The 17163-nt window shown below is 67.9% G+C and carries 23 protein-coding genes; 11 read left to right on the forward strand and 12 right to left on the reverse strand.

The annotated features are described in order from the left end of the window. Nucleotides 1-83: 83 nt before the first annotated feature. A complete protein-coding gene (locus ACZ5BH_RS09600) occupies nt 84-1037 on the reverse strand; it encodes a lysylphosphatidylglycerol synthase transmembrane domain-containing protein (protein ID WP_464889038.1) in 954 nt (317 codons plus the stop codon). Nucleotides 1038-1115: 78 nt separating this feature from the next. On the opposite strand from ACZ5BH_RS09600, the gene ACZ5BH_RS09605 reads away from it, so the two are divergent. Together ACZ5BH_RS09605 and ACZ5BH_RS09610 are read left to right on the forward strand one after the other, a co-directional pair. Further along, nucleotides 1116-1523 (forward strand): PilZ domain-containing protein, encoded by a 408-nt coding sequence (locus ACZ5BH_RS09605; protein ID WP_464889039.1) that lies wholly within the window; start codon nt 1116-1118, stop codon nt 1521-1523. 81 nt (nt 1524-1604) lie between these two features. Beyond that, nucleotides 1605-1916 (forward strand): hypothetical protein, encoded by a 312-nt coding sequence (locus ACZ5BH_RS09610; protein WP_464889040.1) that lies wholly within the window; start codon nt 1605-1607, stop codon nt 1914-1916. An 18-nt stretch (nt 1917-1934) separates the two neighbouring features. Here the strand turns inward: ACZ5BH_RS09610 and ACZ5BH_RS09615 are convergent, their stop codons facing one another. Beyond that, on the reverse strand, nt 1935-2345 hold the full coding sequence (locus tag ACZ5BH_RS09615) for a hypothetical protein (RefSeq protein ID WP_464889041.1): 411 nt from the start codon (nt 2343-2345) through the stop codon (nt 1935-1937). A 75-nt stretch (nt 2346-2420) separates the two neighbouring features. Here ACZ5BH_RS09615 and ACZ5BH_RS09620 point away from each other — a divergent pair, with 75 nt between their 5' ends. After that, complete coding sequence (locus tag ACZ5BH_RS09620) at nt 2421-3302, forward strand: D-alanyl-D-alanine carboxypeptidase family protein (RefSeq protein WP_464889042.1); 882 nt, start codon at nt 2421-2423, stop codon at nt 3300-3302. Continuing rightward, nucleotides 3299-4615, forward strand: coding sequence for a M14 family metallopeptidase (locus ACZ5BH_RS09625; protein ID WP_464889043.1), 1317 nt, complete (start codon nt 3299-3301; stop codon nt 4613-4615). The genes ACZ5BH_RS09620 and ACZ5BH_RS09625 overlap by 4 nt, the downstream gene beginning before the upstream one ends. 10 nt (nt 4616-4625) lie before the next feature. Here ACZ5BH_RS09625 and ACZ5BH_RS09630 read toward each other — a convergent pair whose 3' ends face one another. Next, on the reverse strand, nt 4626-4928 hold the full coding sequence (locus ACZ5BH_RS09630) for a Rieske (2Fe-2S) protein (RefSeq protein ID WP_464889044.1): 303 nt from the start codon (nt 4926-4928) through the stop codon (nt 4626-4628). A 126-nt stretch (nt 4929-5054) separates the two neighbouring features. Between ACZ5BH_RS09630 and ACZ5BH_RS09635 the strand changes: the two genes are divergently transcribed. Further along, complete coding sequence (locus ACZ5BH_RS09635) at nt 5055-5489, forward strand: antitoxin Xre-like helix-turn-helix domain-containing protein (protein WP_464889045.1); 435 nt, start codon at nt 5055-5057, stop codon at nt 5487-5489. A gap of 173 nt (nt 5490-5662) precedes the next feature. Here the strand turns inward: ACZ5BH_RS09635 and ACZ5BH_RS09640 are convergent, their stop codons facing one another. Then, nucleotides 5663-6112: a hypothetical protein gene (locus tag ACZ5BH_RS09640; protein ID WP_464889046.1), complete on the reverse strand. Its 450-nt coding sequence runs from the start codon at nt 6110-6112 to the stop codon at nt 5663-5665. A gap of 6 nt (nt 6113-6118) precedes the next feature. Further along, nucleotides 6119-6358, reverse strand: a complete 240-nt coding sequence (locus ACZ5BH_RS09645) for a hypothetical protein (protein WP_464889047.1) — start codon at nt 6356-6358, stop codon at nt 6119-6121. 131 nt (nt 6359-6489) lie between these two features. Here ACZ5BH_RS09645 and ACZ5BH_RS09650 point away from each other — a divergent pair, with 131 nt between their 5' ends. Continuing rightward, nucleotides 6490-6888, forward strand: a complete 399-nt coding sequence (locus ACZ5BH_RS09650; protein WP_464889048.1) for a hypothetical protein — start codon at nt 6490-6492, stop codon at nt 6886-6888. A gap of 469 nt (nt 6889-7357) precedes the next feature. Here the strand turns inward: ACZ5BH_RS09650 and ACZ5BH_RS09655 are convergent, their stop codons facing one another. The 4 genes from ACZ5BH_RS09655 to ACZ5BH_RS09670 all read right to left on the reverse strand — a co-directional run bounded on the left by ACZ5BH_RS09655 (nt 7358) and on the right by ACZ5BH_RS09670 (nt 8878). After that, a complete protein-coding gene (locus tag ACZ5BH_RS09655) occupies nt 7358-7624 on the reverse strand; it encodes a GIY-YIG nuclease family protein (RefSeq protein WP_464889049.1) in 267 nt (88 codons plus the stop codon). Further along, on the reverse strand, nt 7617-8282 hold the full coding sequence (locus tag ACZ5BH_RS09660; protein ID WP_464889050.1) for a thioredoxin family protein: 666 nt from the start codon (nt 8280-8282) through the stop codon (nt 7617-7619). The genes ACZ5BH_RS09655 and ACZ5BH_RS09660 overlap by 8 nt, the downstream gene beginning before the upstream one ends. A 31-nt stretch (nt 8283-8313) precedes the next feature. Further along, nucleotides 8314-8595: a PilZ domain-containing protein gene (locus tag ACZ5BH_RS09665; protein ID WP_464889051.1), complete on the reverse strand. Its 282-nt coding sequence runs from the start codon at nt 8593-8595 to the stop codon at nt 8314-8316. A 76-nt stretch (nt 8596-8671) separates the two neighbouring features. Beyond that, nucleotides 8672-8878 carry a YdcH family protein gene (locus ACZ5BH_RS09670; RefSeq protein ID WP_464889052.1) on the reverse strand — a complete coding sequence of 69 codons (207 nt, stop codon included), beginning with the start codon at nt 8876-8878 and terminating at the stop codon, nt 8672-8674. 117 nt (nt 8879-8995) lie between these two features. Between ACZ5BH_RS09670 and ACZ5BH_RS09675 the strand changes: the two genes are divergently transcribed. Next, nucleotides 8996-10894 carry an ATP-binding cassette domain-containing protein gene (locus ACZ5BH_RS09675; protein ID WP_464889053.1) on the forward strand — a complete coding sequence of 633 codons (1899 nt, stop codon included), beginning with the start codon at nt 8996-8998 and terminating at the stop codon, nt 10892-10894. 81 nt (nt 10895-10975) lie between these two features. Here ACZ5BH_RS09675 and ACZ5BH_RS09680 read toward each other — a convergent pair whose 3' ends face one another. Continuing rightward, nucleotides 10976-11542 (reverse strand): DNA-J related domain-containing protein, encoded by a 567-nt coding sequence (locus tag ACZ5BH_RS09680; RefSeq protein ID WP_464889054.1) that lies wholly within the window; start codon nt 11540-11542, stop codon nt 10976-10978. A 6-nt stretch (nt 11543-11548) separates the two neighbouring features. After that, nucleotides 11549-11848: a segregation and condensation protein A gene (locus ACZ5BH_RS09685; protein WP_464889055.1), complete on the reverse strand. Its 300-nt coding sequence runs from the start codon at nt 11846-11848 to the stop codon at nt 11549-11551. A gap of 124 nt (nt 11849-11972) precedes the next feature. Here ACZ5BH_RS09685 and ACZ5BH_RS09690 point away from each other — a divergent pair, with 124 nt between their 5' ends. From ACZ5BH_RS09690 to mltF, 4 genes are all read left to right on the forward strand, one after another. After that, complete coding sequence (locus ACZ5BH_RS09690; protein ID WP_464889056.1) at nt 11973-12398, forward strand: rhodanese-like domain-containing protein; 426 nt, start codon at nt 11973-11975, stop codon at nt 12396-12398. A gap of 121 nt (nt 12399-12519) precedes the next feature. Next, a complete protein-coding gene (locus tag ACZ5BH_RS09695) occupies nt 12520-13074 on the forward strand; it encodes a hypothetical protein (RefSeq protein ID WP_464889057.1) in 555 nt (184 codons plus the stop codon). A 264-nt stretch (nt 13075-13338) separates the two neighbouring features. After that, nucleotides 13339-14211 (forward strand): DMT family transporter, encoded by an 873-nt coding sequence (locus ACZ5BH_RS09700; protein WP_464889058.1) that lies wholly within the window; start codon nt 13339-13341, stop codon nt 14209-14211. Continuing rightward, nucleotides 14199-15587, forward strand: a complete 1389-nt coding sequence (mltF, locus tag ACZ5BH_RS09705; protein ID WP_464889059.1) for a membrane-bound lytic murein transglycosylase MltF — start codon at nt 14199-14201, stop codon at nt 15585-15587. Before ACZ5BH_RS09700 ends, mltF begins: the two co-directional genes overlap by 13 nt. A gap of 258 nt (nt 15588-15845) precedes the next feature. Here mltF and ispG read toward each other — a convergent pair whose 3' ends face one another. Beyond that, the gene (gene ispG / locus ACZ5BH_RS09710) at nt 15846-17087 is read right to left on the reverse strand and encodes a flavodoxin-dependent (E)-4-hydroxy-3-methylbut-2-enyl-diphosphate synthase (protein ID WP_464889060.1); all 1242 of its coding nucleotides are present in this window, start codon (nt 17085-17087) and stop codon (nt 15846-15848) included. Between the last annotated feature and the right edge of the window lie 76 nt (nt 17088-17163).

A 17163-nucleotide genomic window follows, 5' to 3' on the forward strand; every position in this document is an offset into this window, starting at 1 on the left:
GGCGCCATTCACGCTGTGGTCGGCCGGCTCAGGCGCAGCGGAGCCGGCATGTCGAGACGATACGCCAGGCAATTCCCAGCCGTTCAATCCCGGCGCCGCCATCCCAGGCCCAGCGAGGCCAGCAGGCCCACGCACACCGCATACCAGAGGGTGGTGAGGCGGTTGATGATGGGGGCCGCCACGGCGGTGGCCGGATCGGCGCCGGCCTGGTGCAGGAGCAGCCCCATCACGGCCTCGGTGGTGCCGATCCCGCCGGGCACGAAGGACAGGGCGCCGGCCAGCAGGCTCACGGCGTAGATCGCCAGCGCCGTGGTCGGGGCGATGGGCAGATCGAGCACCGACAGGAGGTAGAGGAAGGCCAGCCCCTGCGCCAGCCAGGCCAGGGCGCCCAGTCCCAGGCCGGCATACAGGGGGCGCCAGGCCAGCAGATCCCGGGCCGTGTCGAGCAGGCTGGCCAGGTGCAGCACGCCCCGGCGCAGGCGGGCCGGACGCAGGCGCAGGGCCAGGCCCTCCACCGTCGCCACCACCCAGGGGCTGCGCAGCAGCGGCAGGGCCAGCCCCAGCGCCACGGCGGCAGCGAGCACGAAAGGGCCGAACCGGTCGAACTGCAGCACGGACAGGGTGGCCAGCAGGGTCACCACCACCACGTCGAGCAGCCGTTCGGTGAAGAACATGGCCAGGCTCCGTGGCCACGGCACGCCGTGCGCCCGGAGGTAGGCCGAGCGGATGGTCTCGCCGGCCTTGCCGGGCGTGGCCGTGAGGGCGAAGCCCGAGAGGTAGTAGGCCAGGCTGGCGGCGGGCGGCACGCGGTGGCCGAGACGCTTCAGGTAGAGGCTCCAGCGGCCGAAACGCAGCAGGTAGTTGAGGCTGGAGGCCAGCAGCAGGATCAGCCAGCCGCCCACCCCGAGACGGGTGGCGGCCTCCACCAGCCGCTCGGGGCCGCTCAGCAGGGCGGCCAGCAGGTACAGCAGGGCCGCGCCGCCCAGGGTCCAGCCCAGGGCGCGTTTGCGGGGAAAGGTGGCGGGAAAGGCGGTCATGGCGATGCCGGCGCGGAAAACCGGCCCGGATTATGCATCATTTTCACCACCGAATCGTCACCGAGGGAGCGCTTCGCCATGCGCCAGTTCATCCGTCACCCCGCCGACATCGAGGTGGTCATCGAAACCGGGCCGTCCGAACCGGCCTCACGCCTGCGGGACCTCGGCCTGGGTGGCCTGTGCCTGCACAGCGAATCCCCGCGGGCGCCGGGCAGCCTGGTCCAGGTGCGCCTGCCGGGCATCGCGCCCGATCTGCGCCTCCCCGGCCGGGTGGCCTGGTGCCGGCGGCAGGCGGACGGTTTCGAGATCGGCGTGGCCTTCGTCGGCCGCCAGACGGCCTACCGGGCGCGGATGGTGGAGCAGATCGCCCACATCGAGCAATACCGCCTGGACGTGCTGGTGCAGGAAGGGCGGCAGCTCTCCCGGCGCGAGGCCGCCGAGGAGTGGATCGCCCGCCATGCCGCCGCCTTCCCCAAGGTCGGCTGAGACGGCTTGTCGACAGGCCGGCAGGTGTGGCATAAGCTTCCGAAATCATTTTCTTTGGCAAAAACCGAAAGAGGCAGGAACATGGGCGCAAGCGATGTCGAGGATCTGACCATCGAATACACCGAGGATGGTCAGTTGATCACCCGCCAGCTCGACAAGATCGTGCTCACCAAGGGCGCCTGGTCGACCATCATCTTCCGCTACCAGGACTGGGATCGGCGCAAGCAGGAATACGGGCCGGAAAAGTATTCCATCCGCCGCTACCAGAAGCGCAACGGCGAGTACATGCCCAAGTCCAAGTTCAACATCTCCAGCCGGGATCAGGCGCAGAAGATCGTCGAGGCGCTGCAGACCTGGCTGAACGAACCGGAAGCGCCGCGCGAGGCGGACTGACGGCAGACGGCAGGGCCGTCAGCCCACCGCCTCCGGCGGTGGAAACGGGTGAGGTTCGCCGTACTCGTGCCGGCCGGGGGCCAGGCGCTTGTAGTTGTTGATCATGATCAGGGTCTTGAACACGGTGGGGGCGTCGATGGCCGGCACCGCCAGGGCCACTTCCAGCTCGGCGAGGCCCGGATCGGCGGTTTCGCGAATGTGGATGTACTGGCGCAGGGCGACGCTGCCGGGAGTGGCGTCCCCGGCCTGCCGCTCCCGCCAGACGTCCTCCAGGGTGCGCAGCCGGGCCTGCCAGATCACCTCGCGGCCCAGCAGCCGCCCGGAGAAGCGGATCCGCGCACTCGAACCGCCAAGCGGTTCGAGTGCCTCGTACACCAGACGGTTCTGGGAGATGTCGGAAGATGAGCGGCGCATGGACTGACCGGACATGAACGTGTTCCCTGTGACGACGATGGACGTTGCGGAGTTCCCTCCCGGAAGAACATTATTGCACCGAACCGCGGCATGAAACGTCGAACCCTGCTCAAATTTGCCGCTGGCGGCGCCCTGGGGGCCGGGCTGTTGCCGCTGTGGCGGCAGCAGGCGGGGGGGCCGGCAAGCCGGCCGGCGCCTGCCCCCACCGTCGCCACGCCCGCACCGGCACCGCCGCCGGCAAAGGCCACGCTGCCGGATCGCGCCGAACGGATCCGCCGCTTCGACGAGGATCTGCCCGGTGACGTCTATCTGCCTGCCGAGCGCTGGCCGGTATTCCTGGCCACCCTCGCCCGCCTCGAACGGGTGCGGGATCTGGTGGGCCACGGCCATTTCGCCCTGCTCGGCTTCGATGCCATGTTGCGCCATGCGCGCGGCCATGCTTCCGTGGGCGCCTTCCCGCCCGCCGAACTGGCCTTCATGGAGGAGATCTTCGCCCTCGACGCCCGCCGCCTGGGCTTCGAGGGGCCGAGGGTGCTGCCCCGGCTCACGGCCACCATTCCGGTCGCCGAGACGGTCAAGGTGCCGGGCACCGGCAATTACCTCTATCGCGACGTTTCCCTGTCCCTCTATCGGCGCCTGCGCCGCGACGTGGGCGAGAGCCTGATCCTCACCTCGGGGATCCGCGGCATCGTCAAGCAGATGCACCTGTTCCTGGCCAAGGCCCGGCGCACCGGCGGCAATCTGTCCCGCGCCGCCCGTTCCCTGGCGCCGCCCGGCCATTCCTATCACGGCATCGGGGATTTCGACGTGGGCAAGGCCGGTTTCGGCCGCGCCAACTTCACCGCCCGCTTCGCCCAGACCGAGGAGTTCCGGCGCCTGCGGCAACTGGACTACGTGCGGATCCGCTATCCCGAGGACAACACCACCGGGGTGCGCTACGAGCCGTGGCACGTGCGGGTGGTGTCGGCATGAGGCGCTGGCTGGCCGGATGGCTGCTGGGCCTGCCGGCGCTGCTGGCGGCGGCCTCGGGGCCGGACTTCACCCTCCACCGGCTCGACGGGCGGGAACCGGGGCCCACGCTGCTGGTGATCGGCGGCATCCAGGGTGACGAGCCGGGCGGCTTCCACGCTGCCTCGCTGCTGGTCACCGACTACCGCATCGAACGGGGCCACCTCTGGGTGGTGCCCAACCTCAACTTCCCCAGCATCCTGGCCCGTTCCCGTGGCGTGCATGGCGACATGAACCGCAAGTTCGCCGACATTCGCCCCGACGATCCCGAATACGCCGCGGTGCAGAAGATCAAGCGGATCATCCTCGACCCGCAGGTGGACATGGTGCTCAACCTGCACGACGGCAGCGGCTTCTACCGCCCCCGGCATGTCGACCGGCTGCACAATCCCCGCCGCTGGGGCCAGAGCGTGATCATCGATCAGGCCGAGCTGCCGGGCGTGGCCCACGGCAACCTGGCCGGGCTGGCGGCCCGGGTGCGGGCCTTCGTGAATGCCCACGAACCCCGCCCCGAGTACCGCTTTCACGTGCGCAACACCCGCACCCGGGAGGGCGATGCCGAGATGGAGAAGACCCTCACCTACTTCGCCATCCGTCACGGCAAGCCGGCCTTCGGCATCGAGGCCAGCAAGACCTTCCTCACCCATCGCCGGGCCCGCTACCACCTGCTGGCGGTGGAGGGCTTCATGCACGCGCTGGGCATCGGTCATCGTCGCGATTTTCCGCTCACCGCCGAGGCCGTGCGCCGGCGCATCGACGCCAACCTGCGCCTGGCGCTCTACGATGCCCGCATCCTGCTGGACGTGAGCGGCGGTGCCCGCGCCCGGCTGGGCTACATCCCCATGCCGCCGGACCGGCCCCTGGCCTTCACCGCCAGCAACCCCCTGCTGGCCATCGTCGGCGAGCGGGACCGCTACCGGGTGCGTTACGGCAATCGCCACGTGACTCTGCTCGAACCCCAGTACTTCGAGTTCGACGACAGCCTGAAACGGATCGTGCTGGAAGTGGACGGCGAGCGGCGCGAGGTGTCGCCGGGCAGCCTGGTGCCGGTGCGAGGCGGCTTTCGCGTTGCGCCGCTGGCCGGCTACCGGGTCAACGTGATCGGTTTTCGCCGCCCCGGCCGGCGGGACGAGAGCGGTGTCCTCATCCGCCGCCAGGACATCGCCAGCCGCTTTTCGGTGGATCGGCAGGGCCGGCGCTACCGGGTGGAGTTCTACCGGGGGAGCCGCTTCAGCGGCATGGTGCTGGTGGAGTTCGCGGCCTCGTCCGGGGCCTGATGGCCGCGGCTCAGATGTCCAGCCAGACGCCGTCCTCCCGCTGCACCACGGCATAGGTCTTCACCGGCGTGTCGGCGGGCGGTTCCTGGGGCTGGCCGGTGCGCAGATCGAAGCGGCTGCCGTGCAGGGGGCATTCCACGCAGTGGCCCTTGAGGGCGCCGTTGTAGAGGGAGGCGTCCTCGTGGGGGCAGCGGTTGTCGATGGCGTGCAGGGTGCCTGCCACGTTGGCCAGCAGGAGATCGCGGCCCTCGAGGGTGAGGCGGCGCATCTGGCCGGGGCGGGGGAGGGCGTCGTCGGGAATTTTCGTCAACATGATTACTGTGGTCTTCTCGGTGGCAAAAGAGGGGTCGCCGGATGGCGGCGGGTATTGTATAATACTTGACTAATACGGACGGATATTTTTCCGGTGCCCGCAATGCCACCGCTGGAGGTGAACACCATGTCTGAATCCACTGCCCAGACAGCCGAGGCCACAAAGCCCACCCAGAACGACATGAACGAAGAACAGCGCGCCGCCCTGGCTCGCGCCATCATGGCCATCCTCGACCGCTGGGGCCTGTCGGCCGAGGAGCAGGTGCAACTGCTCAACCTGCCCGAGAACACCCCCAGCCGCATGCTGCGGCGCTTCCGCGACAACACCCCGTTCCCGGACACCAAGGAAGTCAACGAGCGCCTCGAGCACATCATCGGCATCGCCGACGCCCTGCGCACCACCTATCCCCACTATCCCTCCATGGGCCTGATCTGGATGAAGCGCAAGAACAAGCGCTTCCAGCGCCGCGCCCCGATCCAGGTGATGGTGGAAGACGGCCTGGAAGGCATCGTCGCCGTGCGCTCGCACCTCGACTGCTCCTTCGACTGGTTCAATTCCTGATCCGGTTTTTCGGCGCGGACAGGGTGGCTGTCGCGTAGGAGCGGCGCACGCCGCGATAACCGGCAGCCGATTTTGCCGCGGAGGGGCGGCGCCCCCGCTGCGACCACGCTCGAACCGGGTTCCCGTTTCGTCCCCTCACGCCAGCCGGCCGACCCGCTCCGGCATGAACCGCCTCACCCCTTGCGACGTTTGCGGGCGTTGAACCCCACCACGCTCTTGACGATTTCCTGCCACGGCCAGGTTTCCTCGTCGCCCCAGTTCGCAGCGGCCTTGCGCAGCAGGCCGGCGATGTCTTCCACCCGTTTGTCGTCCCACTCGGGGTACAGGCATTTCTGTACCCCGAGCATGCCGCCGATCTGGACCTTCATTTCCTTGGCATGGGGCAGGGGGCCGTCGGCCTCGGTCAGGCCCAGGGCGAAGATGGCCTTGCGGCGCAGGACGGGGAGCAGGGCGGCACAGCAGGCCTGGCCCTCGGGATCAGTGCAGGAGACGCCCTCCCGATCGGCCAGGTTGAAGCGCTGGCCCAGGCGGCAGGTGGCGCGGCGGGCGTTGATGGCCTTCTCGAACCAGCAACGCTGGGGATTGATGCGCCGGTAGGTGTCGCGGTATTCGGTTTCGTCCACCGCGGATCATTTTTCCCATTCGCGAACCACGTCGGGCTCGCGGTATTCGAGCAGTTTCTCCTCGGCCTGCAGCGGGTTCTCGGCGAAGATCATCTTGTAGACGACCCCGCTGCTGCCGTTCTCGCCCACCCGCTTCTCGCGCACGAACTGCTTGGCTTCCTTGAAGTTCTCGAAGCTCTCCACGAGCTCCAGATCCTTCACCAGATCGGTGACGCCGGGTTTGATTCTGTAGACGTAATAGGGCATGTTCGTGACTTCTCCGCTTTCGATTGCTTTGTGCGAATGGCCCCGAAGAACACGGGGAAAATCAACGGCTCTGACGTTTCAGCATAGCGGCTCGCCGGCAGCGACTCAAGCGCGGCTTCTGGTATGCTTGCGTGGCGATTGACTCGGAGGAATTCGTCATTAGCACCCCCGTTCTGCTATCCCTCATCGAACTCGGCGGTTATCCCGATTTCTCGCCGCTGTACCGGCGTTGCGGTTTCGCGGTGGAAACGGTCACCTCGGTGCGCAAGGCCACCCGCGTGCTCAAGCAGATCACGCCCCGGGTGATCGTGGCCGAGTTCAACTACCAGTCCGACTTTCGTGATCGCACCTCCAGCCTCGAGACCCTCATGGCCGTGGTGCAGCGCCTGCCCGAGACGCGGGTGATCGTCTTCTACGAACGGGAATACCACCACCAGCTCAAACGCCTCACCAGCCGTTTCCCCGTGCACGCCGAACTGCCGTTTCCCATCGACGAACAGGCCCTGGAGGCGGCGCTGCGGGGAGTATGATGAACGAAGCGCAGGGTCGCGGCGCGCAGCTTGTGCAGCGCCTGCACCTGTAGGAGCGACGCAAGTCGCGACCCTGCGGTAGCGGGTGGCTGGGAACACTGGATATCTGAGCCGAAAGATGCGTCATTTTGTTGCTGGATACCTCACCCGAGGCCGCCCTCATGGCTGGAGGGGTGTTGCGTGACACGCCGTGAATACATCCCTGTAGGCTCTACGGCCGCATCCCTGCGGCCGAAGGTCACGCAACACCCCTCCAGCCATGAGGGCTTCGTGCCTGTAGCCAAGATTGATCCATGTTTCGGAACAGTCATATAGGGTTTTCCCAGCAACCAGCCCCCCGCCACCCGCTACCGCAGGGTCGCGATGAACAATGGCGAGGGCCGAGGGTCTTCGAAACCATTGCGCCCGTGTTTTCTTGGCCCTCGTCCCTCGCTACTCGTCCCTGCATTGGTCGCGGCTCGCGCCGCTCCTACAGTTCTGAGGAGCCGCTGGTCGAGATCAACGCCAGCTTGCGCGTTCTCGGTAGGCGCTTGATGGCCGCTTCCCGTTTCAGGGCGGCGGAGCGGTCGGCCACGGTTTCGGTGTAGACCAGGCGCACGGGGCGGCGGGCGCGGGTGTAGCGGGCGGCGCCGCGGGGGCTGTTGTGTTCGGCCAGGCGGCGTTGCGGGTCGGTGGTGATGCCGGTGTAGAGGCTGCCGTCGGCGCAGGCGAGGATGTAGACGGTCCAGTCAGGCATGTTCCGCCAGGGCGGCGTCGAGTTCTTCCAGCGCTTCGCGGGCGAATTCGCGCACTTCCGCGCTTTCGTCCTGCAAGCGGGCCTCGATGGCCTTGCGGGCGTCGGGGGAGCGGGTCAGGGCCAGGTAGTGCACCGCATCCGAGCGCAGGTTCTGCCGCTCGCTTTCGGCCAGGCGCGCCAGTTCCGGCACCAGAGGGCCGAGATCCACCTGACCGGCCAGAGCCTCGAGCAGGGCGTCCACGCCGATCCGGATCTTGATGTCGGTGTCCTCGTCTTCCAGCAGCGGCACCAGGGCGGGCAGCCATTCGGGATGGGCGGCCAGCAGGCGCTCCATGTCGTCGAGCTTGCCTTCCTTGAGCTGTTCGGCGAGATAACGGCGCATGCCCTCGAGGCTGCCGGCCTGCTCCGCCCATTCGCGCAGCTCGGCGGGGGAATGCAGGCCCTGCAGGGTGAACGGGCCGAGCTGCAGCCAGGGCACCGAGCGCACGCCCTTCTCGCGGGCCACTTCCGGGTGTTCGACGATGTTGATCACCTGCAGGCGGCCGATTTTTCCTTCCTTGATCAGATCCGCGAGCCCCCGGAGCACCACGGGGCAGTGGGCGCAGCCGGTGGCGATCAGCAGTTCGGCGTCGGGGGGCGTGGCAGCGGCGTTCGGCATGATTCGGTTCCCGGTGAATTGGCTGCCGGGATTATGCCTCAAACTGGACGCCGATGCCCTCGTCGTCCACCCGCACCACCTGGCCGGCCACGCGGGGGGCTGCCTCATCGCCGCCGAGCGAGTCCAGGATCCGTAGCCACACCCGGCTGCCAAGGGGCGGCAGGGGCGCCTCGCCGGCTTCGAGAAAGACGCCGTTCTCGCACATGTCGCGGGTGCGCAGGATCTGCACCCCGCCGTCGGGCAGTTCCACTTCCACGCGCACGGCGACCCGGAAGCGGGGATGCTTGCGCTTGTCCTCGATGGGTGAACTCATGGGCATGACTCGCTCGACCGGCCTCTCGGTCCTGCATCGGCCGAAAACCGCGCGGCTTGAGCGGGCGGGTGGCCGGTCAGGCTTCGATGTCCGGGATCAGGCGGCTGCGCAGCAGGGTGATCTGATCCTTGAGCTGGAGCTTGCGCTTCTTCAGGCGGCGAAGCTGAAGCTGATCGATGAAGGGATCGGCGTTCAGGCGGGTGATCACGTCGTCCAGATCCCGGTGTTCCAGAACGAGCTCCTGAAGGCGCTGGCGCAGGCGTTCGATCTCGGGATCGGGCATGAAGGACTCCGCTCGCAAAGGGGCGCCTATTCTAGCGCAAGCCACAGGGGTATTGAAGAAACGGTATACTGTCCCCATACCTCGTTTCCCTGTACCCCGTCACCCGGCAGTTCTCTCATGGCTTCTCCCCTGCTGACCCTGCGCGGCGTCTCCCTCGCCTATGGCCACGTGCCCCTGCTCGACGGGGTGGATCTGACCATCGAGGCCGGTGAACGGCTGGGCCTGCTGGGGCGCAACGGCACCGGCAAGTCCACCCTGCTGAAGGTGGTGGCCGGCATCGCCGAGCCCGACGAGGGCGAGATCCGGCGCTCCGACGGCCTGCGGATCGCCATGCTGGAGCAGGATCTGCCTTCCGGGGGCGAGGGCAGCGTGTTCGACGTGGTGGCCGGCGGCCTGGTCGAGGTGGGGGAGCGGGTGCGGGCCTATCACCATGCCCTGCGGGCCCTGGAGGCAGACCACACGCCGGCCAACCTGCAGGCCCTGGAGCGGGCCCAGCAGGCGCTGGAAGCGGTGGACGGCTGGCGTCTGGAGCAGCGGGTGGCGACGGTGATCTCGCGCCTGGGGCTGCCGGCGGATCGGGACATGGCGGCCCTCTCGGGCGGCCTGCAGCGCCGGGTGTTGCTGGCCCGGGCGCTGGTGAGCGAGCCGGAGCTGCTGTTGCTCGACGAGCCCACCAACCATCTCGACATCGACGGCATCGCCTGGCTGGAGGAGTTCCTGCTCGGCTACGACGGCGCCCTGCTGTTCATCACCCACGACCGGGCCTTCCTGCAGCGTCTGGCCACCCGCATCCTGGAGCTGGATCGGGGGCAACTGACTTCCTGGCCCGGGGACTACGCCAACTATCTGCGCCGCCGCGAGGAGCGCCTGCACGCCGAGGCGAAGGCCAACGAACGCTTCGACAAGCGCCTGCAGCAGGAGGAAGTCTGGATCCGCCAGGGCATCAAGGCCCGGCGCACCCGCAACGAGGGGCGGGTGCGGGCGCTGGAGCAGATGCGCCGGGAACGGGCGGCGCGGCGTGAGCAGGCCGGCCAGGCCCGCATCGCGCTGGAGGCGGCCGAACGCTCCGGCAAACTGGTGGCCGAGGTGGAGAACGCCACCGTCCGCTTCGGCGAGCATACCGTGATCCGCGACTTCTCCACCCGCATCCTGCGCGGAGATCGGATCGGCATCATCGGCCCCAACGGCGCCGGCAAGACCACCCTGATCCGCCTCCTGCTCGGCGAGCTGCCCCCCGAGCGGGGCAGTGTGCGCCTGGGCAGCAAGCTGCAGGTGGCCTACTTCGATCAGTCCCGGGCGCAGCTCGATCCGGAGAAGACGGTGCTCGACAATCTCAACCAGGGCAGCGACGTGGTCACGGTCAACGGCCGGCAGAAGCACGTGATCAGTTATCTGCAGGATTTTCTCTTCGCCCCCGAGCGGGTGCGCTCCCCCGTGCGCAGCCTCTCCGGCGGCGAGCGCAACCGCCTGCTGCTGGCCCGGCTGTTCACCCGCCCGGCCAACCTGCTGGTGATGGACGAGCCGACCAACGATCTCGACGTGGAGACCTTGGAGCTGCTGGAGGAACTGCTGGTCGAATACCAGGGTACCTTGCTGCTGGTCAGTCACGACCGGGCCTTTCTCGACAACGTGGTCACCAGCACGCTGGTCTTCGAGGGCGACGGCCGGATCGGCGAGTACGTGGGCGGCTACCGCGACTGGCAGGCCTGGAAGGCCCGGCAGAAACCGGCCGCGCCCGCGACCACGGCCGACAAGCCCGAGCCGAAGCCGGCCACAAGGCCGGGGCGGGCCAACTCCGACCGCAAGCGGAGCTACAAGGAACAGCGGGAACTCGAGGCCCTGCCGGGCCGCATCGAGGAACTGGAGGCCCGCCAGGGCGAATTGCAGGAACAGGTCGCCGATCCGGCCTTCTACAAGCAGGCTGGCGAGGCCATCGCCGCCACCCTGGCCGAACTGGATCGGATCAATCAGGACCTGGAAGCCGCCTACGATCGCTGGGCCGAGCTGGAAGGGTGATCAAATGCCGGCTCCGCCGCTGTGCGGCTTGAGCCGGCCTACGGGATGGACCTTGGTACATGGAAGAAACAATCTCGCCCGCTACCGTTCCAGCCACGCCATCGCCTCGTTGATCTCCTGCAGGCGTGCCGTGTCGCCGCCCCGGTCGGGGTGATGGCGCATCACCAGCTCGCGGTAACGGGCCTTGATGGTCGCCGCATCCACGGGCTCGGCCAGTCCCAGCACCGCCAGCGCCGCGGCGCGCTCGTCGGCGCCGGTGAAACGCTGCCAGAAATCGGCCAGCAGCCGTTCCACCTCGGCCTCGCCGGTCGCATCCAGGTGGGTCAGATCCAGGTAGTAGTCCCGCAGGGGATCGGCTTCGGCCAGGGCGGCCTGGCCCGGCTGCCACGGGGCGCAGACGATGTGCAGGGGCGAGATGCGCAGATCGTGGCGCCGGGCCTGCCACCAGGCGTCGCGCAGGCGGTAGAGCACATGAAAGAGCAGGAAATGGCTGCGGAACAGGGCCAGGTTGTCGCCGGGCGCCATGGGTGGCAGGTGCCCATCCTCGCGCAGGCGGGTGAGCAGGGCGTATTCGCTCAGCCCCGCCGCTTCGGCCTCCAGGATCCGCGCCGTGGCCGCCTGCAGGGCTTCCAGTTGCGGCGCGGCCATGGGGCGTCAGTCGTCCGGATCGGTGTCGGCGGGCTTGCGGTTCAGGGCGTCGAACTGCACCACCACTTCCGAAGGCGGCTCGTCCACATAGCGGGGACGGGCCTGGGAGGGCCGGCCGGCGGCCTCGGCCAGCTCCCGTTCCCGGGCCGTGATCAGCCTCAGGCACTCGCGGATGTTGGCGATGGTCTGCTGCGACAGGGGATGACGCAGGCCCGGCTGGGTGTAGGTGTCCTTGGCCACGTCGGTGAGCGTCTTGCGCATCGCCTGGAGGATCAGTTCTTCCTTCGAGAAATCGGTATCGGACATGGGGGCACCTAGCATGGGGTCGGTTCGGTATGGCGGATACTTGCCATTCTAGCAGAATCCCGTCCCTGGGCGGCCGGGCAAATCCCCCGGGAAGCGCGCGGGATTGTGCACTACACTCAATGACATGACGGCGAAACTCCAGACCATCACCTGCCAGCAGGCCTGGGCGATCCTGCAGGAAAATCCCCGCGCCGTGCTGGTGGACGTGCGCTCGAGCATGGAATACCTGTTCGTGGGCCATCCCACCGGCGCCATCAACATCCCCTGGATCGACGAGCCGGACTGGGTGGTCAATCCCGACTTCGTGCGCGAAGTGCGCAAGCTCCTGCTCGGCGGCAAGATCGAGAAGGGCGAAATCCACTCGGCGCCGGTGCTGCTCATCTGTCGCAGCGGCAAGCGCTCGCTGGAAGCGGGCGAGCTGCTGGTGCAGGAAGGCTTCACCGCCGTGTACAACATCGACGAAGGCTTCGAAGGCGAACTGGACGAACACCACCACCGCAGCAGCCTCGGCGGCTGGCGCTTCCACGGCCTGCCGTGGGAGCAGTGCTGAGAGGGGCGTTGCAACGCCAAGGCGCAAACAGCGCGCAAGGATTTTTGAGAAGGCGGCGCATCCGCTACCGGCCACCGTGATGCTGTTATACTGCGCGGCCCTTTGGTGATTGTCGTCCGTCATGCCCTACCGCCTCGCCCTGCATCCCGTCGATTCCCGCTGGCGACCGGCCGAAACGGTTGCGCTGACGGCGGTGCTGCGTGACATCGGTCTGATCGGGGCGCCCTGGGGCGCGGCCGCTGCCGGTCGCTATCTGATCGGCGAGCATTTCCTGCAACTGGTCACCTTCATGGGCTGCGCGCCGGCCATCGAGCTGGCGCCGCCGGACGACGGCGGCGCCTTCTGCCATGTCCGCGTGCGGGTGTTCGAGGCGCCCCGGCTGTTCGTCGATGCCACCCGGTTCAATCCGCGTTGCCCCGCCTGCGGCCGGCGTTCGCCGCAGTGGAAGGCAGCGTTGCCGGCCTGGGAGAAGGCGCCGGAAACCCCGGAGTCCTGTCCGCTTTGCGGCGCGGTCGCGGCGGCCGGCGAGCTGGATTTCCGTCACACCGCGGCGCTTGCCTGCACCTTCGTCGAAATCCACGACATCCATCCCCGCGAGGCCCTGCCCACCGACGCCCTGTTCACCGCCCTGGAGCGGGCCGGTGGCGGGCGCTGGAACCACGCCTATCTGGCCTGAGGGCGAGGTTTTTCGCATCCGGAAATTCCGTCCCCCCATGGCTTGACAGCCATGGCCCCTCACGCGACACTCGGCCCATGAACCGCGTTCTTCCTCCTGTCGCCGTGCCCGCCATCGACCGCCCGCTGTGGTGGATTCGCCCGTGGCCGGAGGAACGAACGCGCAACTGATCCATTCCGCAAGACAGCCGTTTCTCCGCAGGCCACGTTTCTCCCGAATCGTGGCCTTTCTCGTTTCAGGACCAACGAAAACAGGAATTCGATCATGTCCGTGCCCGCCGCCTATCTCGGCATCATCCTGATCTGGGCCACCACGCCGCTGGCCATCAAGTGGAGCGGCGAGGGGCCCGGTTTTCTCTTCGGCCTCTCGGCGCGGATGGTGCTGGGCGTGATCCTCTCCTCCTTGCTGATGACGATTCTGGCGCGGCGGCTGTCGTGGCGGCGTGAGGCGGTGCTCTCCTACCTGGCGTCGGGGATGAGCATCTATGGCGGGATGCTGCCGGTGTACTGGGCCGCCCAGTACATCCCCTCCGGCCTCATCTCGGTGATCTTCGCCATCAGTCCCATCGTCACCGGCATCTTCGCCACCGTCTGGCTGCGCGAGTCGGCGCTCACGCCCTTGCGCCTGCTGGGGATCGGTCTGGGCCTGGCCGGCCTTGCGGCCATCTTCGGCACCGGCGGCCGCCTGGGGCCACAGGCCCCACTGGGGATCCTTGGCGTGCTGCTGGCGGTGGTGTTCCACTCGCTGGGATCGGTCTGGGTCAAGGCGGTGGGGGCGCGTCTGCCCGCCCTGTCCACGGTCACCGGCGGCCTGTTGGTGGCGGCGCCGCTGTTCCTGATCACCTGGGGGCTGTTCGATGGCCACTGGCCGGTGCAGGTGCCGGCGCGGGCCTGGCAGTCCATCGTCTATCTGGGCGTGGTGGGATCGGTGGTGGGCTTCGTGCTGTTCTATTACGTGCTCCAGCACCTCGAGACCAGCCGGGTGATGCTGGTGACCCTGCTCACGCCGGTCCTGGCCCTGCTGATTGGTCAGGCCTTCAATGGCGAGCACATCGCCCCTGTCGTCTGGCTGGGCACCTGTTGTATCCTGCTGGGCATGGCCGTACACCAGTGGGGAGATCGCCTGTGGCGAACCTGACGTCCGGCGCGGTGGCGTGGCCATGGCGGCTGGCGGCGATCCTGCTGCTGGCCGTCATGGTCACGGCCTGCAGCAAGCCGCCCTCGCGTCTCGACCGGATCCGCGCGAAGGGCGAGCTGGTGGTGGTTACCCGCAACGCCCCCACGACCTATTACGAAGGCCGCGAGGGCATGGCCGGCTTCGAATACGAAATGGTCAACGCCTTTGCCGCCAGCCTTGGCGTCACGCCCCGCTTCGTGCTCAAGGACACCCTCTCCGAAATGCTGCCCCTGCTCGAAAACGGCGAGGTGGATCTGGCCGCCGCCGGCCTGACCCGCACCGACGAGCGGGAGAAGCGTTTCCTGTTCAGCAAGCCCTACATGGAGGTGCGCCAGCAGGTGGTGTGTCGGCGCGGCGGGGCCACGCCACGGGACATCGACGATCTGGCCGAGGTGGACCTGGTGGTCGCGGCCCGCAGCAGTTACGAGGAACGCCTGCGCCACTTGCAGAAGACCCATCCGGATCTGAAATGGCGGGCCGATCCGGAGCGCAATTCCGAGGAACTGCTGGAGCAGGTCTGGCTGCGCAAGGTGGAATGCACCATCGCCGACGACAACATCGTGCGCATCAATCGCCGCTACTATCCGGAGCTGGTGGTGCGTTTCGACATTGCCGAGGCCGAACCCCTGGCCTGGGTGATGCCGCCTGACGCGGGCCAGCTGGCCGATACGGTCAACGGCTGGCTGAGCGAATTTCTCGCCAGCGACGCCTTCAAGGCGCTGGAAGAAAAATACTATGCCTACATCCCGGTTTTCGACTACGTGGACATCCGGGCCTTCAAGCGCCGCATCCGTTCGCGCCTGCCGAAGTACCGCAAGCTGTTCGAGGAGGCCGGTCGGATCTACGGTTTCGACTGGACCCTGCTGGCCGCCCAGTCCTACCAGGAATCCCACTGGAATCCCCGCGCCCGCAGCCCCACCGGGGTGCGGGGGATCATGATGCTCACCCTGACCACCGCCAGGGAGATGGGCATCAAGAGCCGCCTGGATCCGAAACAGAGCATTCTGGCCGGCACCCGCTATCTGTACGGCCTGCGCAAGCGCATCCCCGACACGGTGCCGGAGCCGGATCGCGACTGGATGACCCTCGCCGCCTACAACGTGGGCATGGGGCATCTGCGCGATGCCCGGGTCCTGGCCAAACGCCTGGGCAAGAACCCCGATGCCTGGCCCGACCTGCGCGAGGTCCTGCCCCTGCTGTCACGCAAGAAGTATTACAAGACCCTCAAGCACGGCTATGCCCGGGGCCGCGAACCCGTCATCTACGTGCGCCGGATCCGCGACTATCAGGACATCCTGATCAAGAGCCTGGAGCTGGCCCGCCGTGATGTGCAGTAGCAGGTAGCCGGGGACGGCTGGCTGGGAAAAGCGTCGGCGGATGCCTCCAACCGCCTTCTCTGCCCCTGTAGGAGCGGCGCAAGCCGCGATAAAGCGGTAGCGGGTAGCCGGGGACGGCTGGCTGGGAAAAGCGTCGGCGGTGCCACCAACCGCCTTCCCGGCCCCCTGTAGGAGCGGCGCAAGCCGCGATAACTCGGCAGCCGGGAAACCAGTCAATGCGTTGCCGGAACCCGCGCCTTGCCGCCGCACGCCCCCGCTTCAGGAACCGCCATCCCCTCCCGCCCCGAACCGCCGTTGCACATAGGCCGTCACCAGCGCCTGGAACTCCTCGGCGATGCGCTCGCCCTTGAGGGTCACGGTCTTCTCGCCGTCCTCGTAGACCGGGGCCACCGGCACTTCGCCCGTGCCGGGCAGACTGATCCCGATGTCGGCATGCTTGCTTTCCCCGGGGCCGTTGACCACGCAGCCCATCACCGCCACGGAGAGGCTTTCCACCCCCGGATACTGCCGGCGCCACACCGGCATCTGTTCACGCAGAAAGGCCTGGATGTCACGGGCCAGTTCCTGGAAGTAGGTGCTGGAAGTCCGGCCGCAGCCGGGACAGGAAACCACGTTGGGGGTGAAGGCGCGCAGGCCCATCGACTGCAGGATCTCCTGGGCCACGCGCACCTCGCGGGTGCGGTCGCCGCCGGGTTCCGGGGTCAGGGAAATCCGGATGGTGTCGCCGATCCCTTCCTGCAGCAGCACGGCCAGCGCGGCGGTGGAGGCCACCACGCCCTTGTCGCCCATGCCGGCCTCGGTCAGGCCCAGGTGCAGCGGCCAGTCGCAGCGTGACGCCAGATCCCGGTACACGGCGATGAGATCCTGCACGCCGCTCATCTTGCAGGAGAGGATGATCCGGTCGTGGGGCAGACCCAGTGCCTCGGCCCGCGCAGCGCTCTCCAGGGCCGAGGTCACCACCGCCTCGTGCATCAGGGCGGTGGGCGTCCTGGGCTCGGGGCGCCGGGCGTTCTCGTCCATCATGCGCGCCAGCAGGGCCTGATCCAGGCTGCCCCAGTTGACGCCGATGCGCACTGGCCTGGCGTATTCGCAGGCCGTTTCGATCATGCGCGCGAACTGCTCGTCCTTCTTCTTTCCCTTGCCCACGTTGCCGGGGTTGATCCGGTACTTGGCCAGGGCTTCGGCGCAGGCCGGCTCCGCGGCCAGCAGCCGGTGGCCGTTGAAATGGAAATCACCCACCAGCGGCACGTCGCAGCCGACGGCATCCAGCGCCTCGCGGATCCGGGGCACGGCGGCGGCCGCCTCGGCGGTGTTGACCGTGATCCGCACCAGCTCCGACCCGGCCTCGGCCAGTTCGCGCACCTGGGCCACCGTGGCGGCCACCTCGGCGGTGTCGGTATTGGTCATGGACTGGACCACCACCGGCGCGCCGCCGCCCACGACGACGTGGCCGACGCGCACCGCCACGGTGGCATGACGCTGGGGTTGGGAGTCGGGCATGGCTTGCAGCATACGGCAGGAACGGAAAAGGCAAGGATACCACACCGTGGCCGCGTCCCCCGGCGTATAATCTTCG

It is taken from the genome of Thioprofundum lithotrophicum (assembly GCF_055387065.1).

Bases quoted from the DNA above. Each gene is read 5' to 3' on its own strand.
- ispG (WP_464889060.1), bottom strand. From the start codon at position 17,087: ATGCCCGACTCCCAACCCCAGCGTCATGCCACCGTGGCGGTGCGCGTC.
- ACZ5BH_RS09675 (WP_464889053.1), top strand. From the start codon at position 8,996: ATGGCTTCTCCCCTGCTGACCCTGCGCGGCGTCTCCCTCGCCTATGGC.
- ACZ5BH_RS09685 (WP_464889055.1), bottom strand. From the start codon at position 11,848: ATGTCCGATACCGATTTCTCGAAGGAAGAACTGATCCTCCAGGCGATG.
- ACZ5BH_RS09660 (WP_464889050.1), bottom strand. From the start codon at position 8,282: ATGCCGAACGCCGCTGCCACGCCCCCCGACGCCGAACTGCTGATCGCC.
- ACZ5BH_RS09695 (WP_464889057.1), top strand. From the start codon at position 12,520: ATGCCCTACCGCCTCGCCCTGCATCCCGTCGATTCCCGCTGGCGACCG.
- ACZ5BH_RS09610 (WP_464889040.1), top strand. From the start codon at position 1,605: ATGGGCGCAAGCGATGTCGAGGATCTGACCATCGAATACACCGAGGAT.
- ACZ5BH_RS09600 (WP_464889038.1), bottom strand. From the start codon at position 1,037: ATGACCGCCTTTCCCGCCACCTTTCCCCGCAAACGCGCCCTGGGCTGG.
- ACZ5BH_RS09655 (WP_464889049.1), bottom strand. From the start codon at position 7,624: ATGCCTGACTGGACCGTCTACATCCTCGCCTGCGCCGACGGCAGCCTC.
- ACZ5BH_RS09615 (WP_464889041.1), bottom strand. From the start codon at position 2,345: ATGTCCGGTCAGTCCATGCGCCGCTCATCTTCCGACATCTCCCAGAAC.
- ACZ5BH_RS09605 (WP_464889039.1), top strand. From the start codon at position 1,116: ATGCGCCAGTTCATCCGTCACCCCGCCGACATCGAGGTGGTCATCGAA.
- ACZ5BH_RS09630 (WP_464889044.1), bottom strand. From the start codon at position 4,928: ATGTTGACGAAAATTCCCGACGACGCCCTCCCCCGCCCCGGCCAGATG.
- ACZ5BH_RS09670 (WP_464889052.1), bottom strand. From the start codon at position 8,878: ATGCCCGATCCCGAGATCGAACGCCTGCGCCAGCGCCTTCAGGAGCTC.
- ACZ5BH_RS09680 (WP_464889054.1), bottom strand. From the start codon at position 11,542: ATGGCCGCGCCGCAACTGGAAGCCCTGCAGGCGGCCACGGCGCGGATC.
- ACZ5BH_RS09690 (WP_464889056.1), top strand. From the start codon at position 11,973: ATGACGGCGAAACTCCAGACCATCACCTGCCAGCAGGCCTGGGCGATC.
- ACZ5BH_RS09700 (WP_464889058.1), top strand. From the start codon at position 13,339: ATGTCCGTGCCCGCCGCCTATCTCGGCATCATCCTGATCTGGGCCACC.
- ACZ5BH_RS09665 (WP_464889051.1), bottom strand. From the start codon at position 8,595: ATGAGTTCACCCATCGAGGACAAGCGCAAGCATCCCCGCTTCCGGGTC.
- ACZ5BH_RS09635 (WP_464889045.1), top strand. From the start codon at position 5,055: ATGTCTGAATCCACTGCCCAGACAGCCGAGGCCACAAAGCCCACCCAG.
- ACZ5BH_RS09645 (WP_464889047.1), bottom strand. From the start codon at position 6,358: ATGCCCTATTACGTCTACAGAATCAAACCCGGCGTCACCGATCTGGTG.
- ACZ5BH_RS09625 (WP_464889043.1), top strand. From the start codon at position 3,299: ATGAGGCGCTGGCTGGCCGGATGGCTGCTGGGCCTGCCGGCGCTGCTG.
- ACZ5BH_RS09620 (WP_464889042.1), top strand. From the start codon at position 2,421: ATGAAACGTCGAACCCTGCTCAAATTTGCCGCTGGCGGCGCCCTGGGG.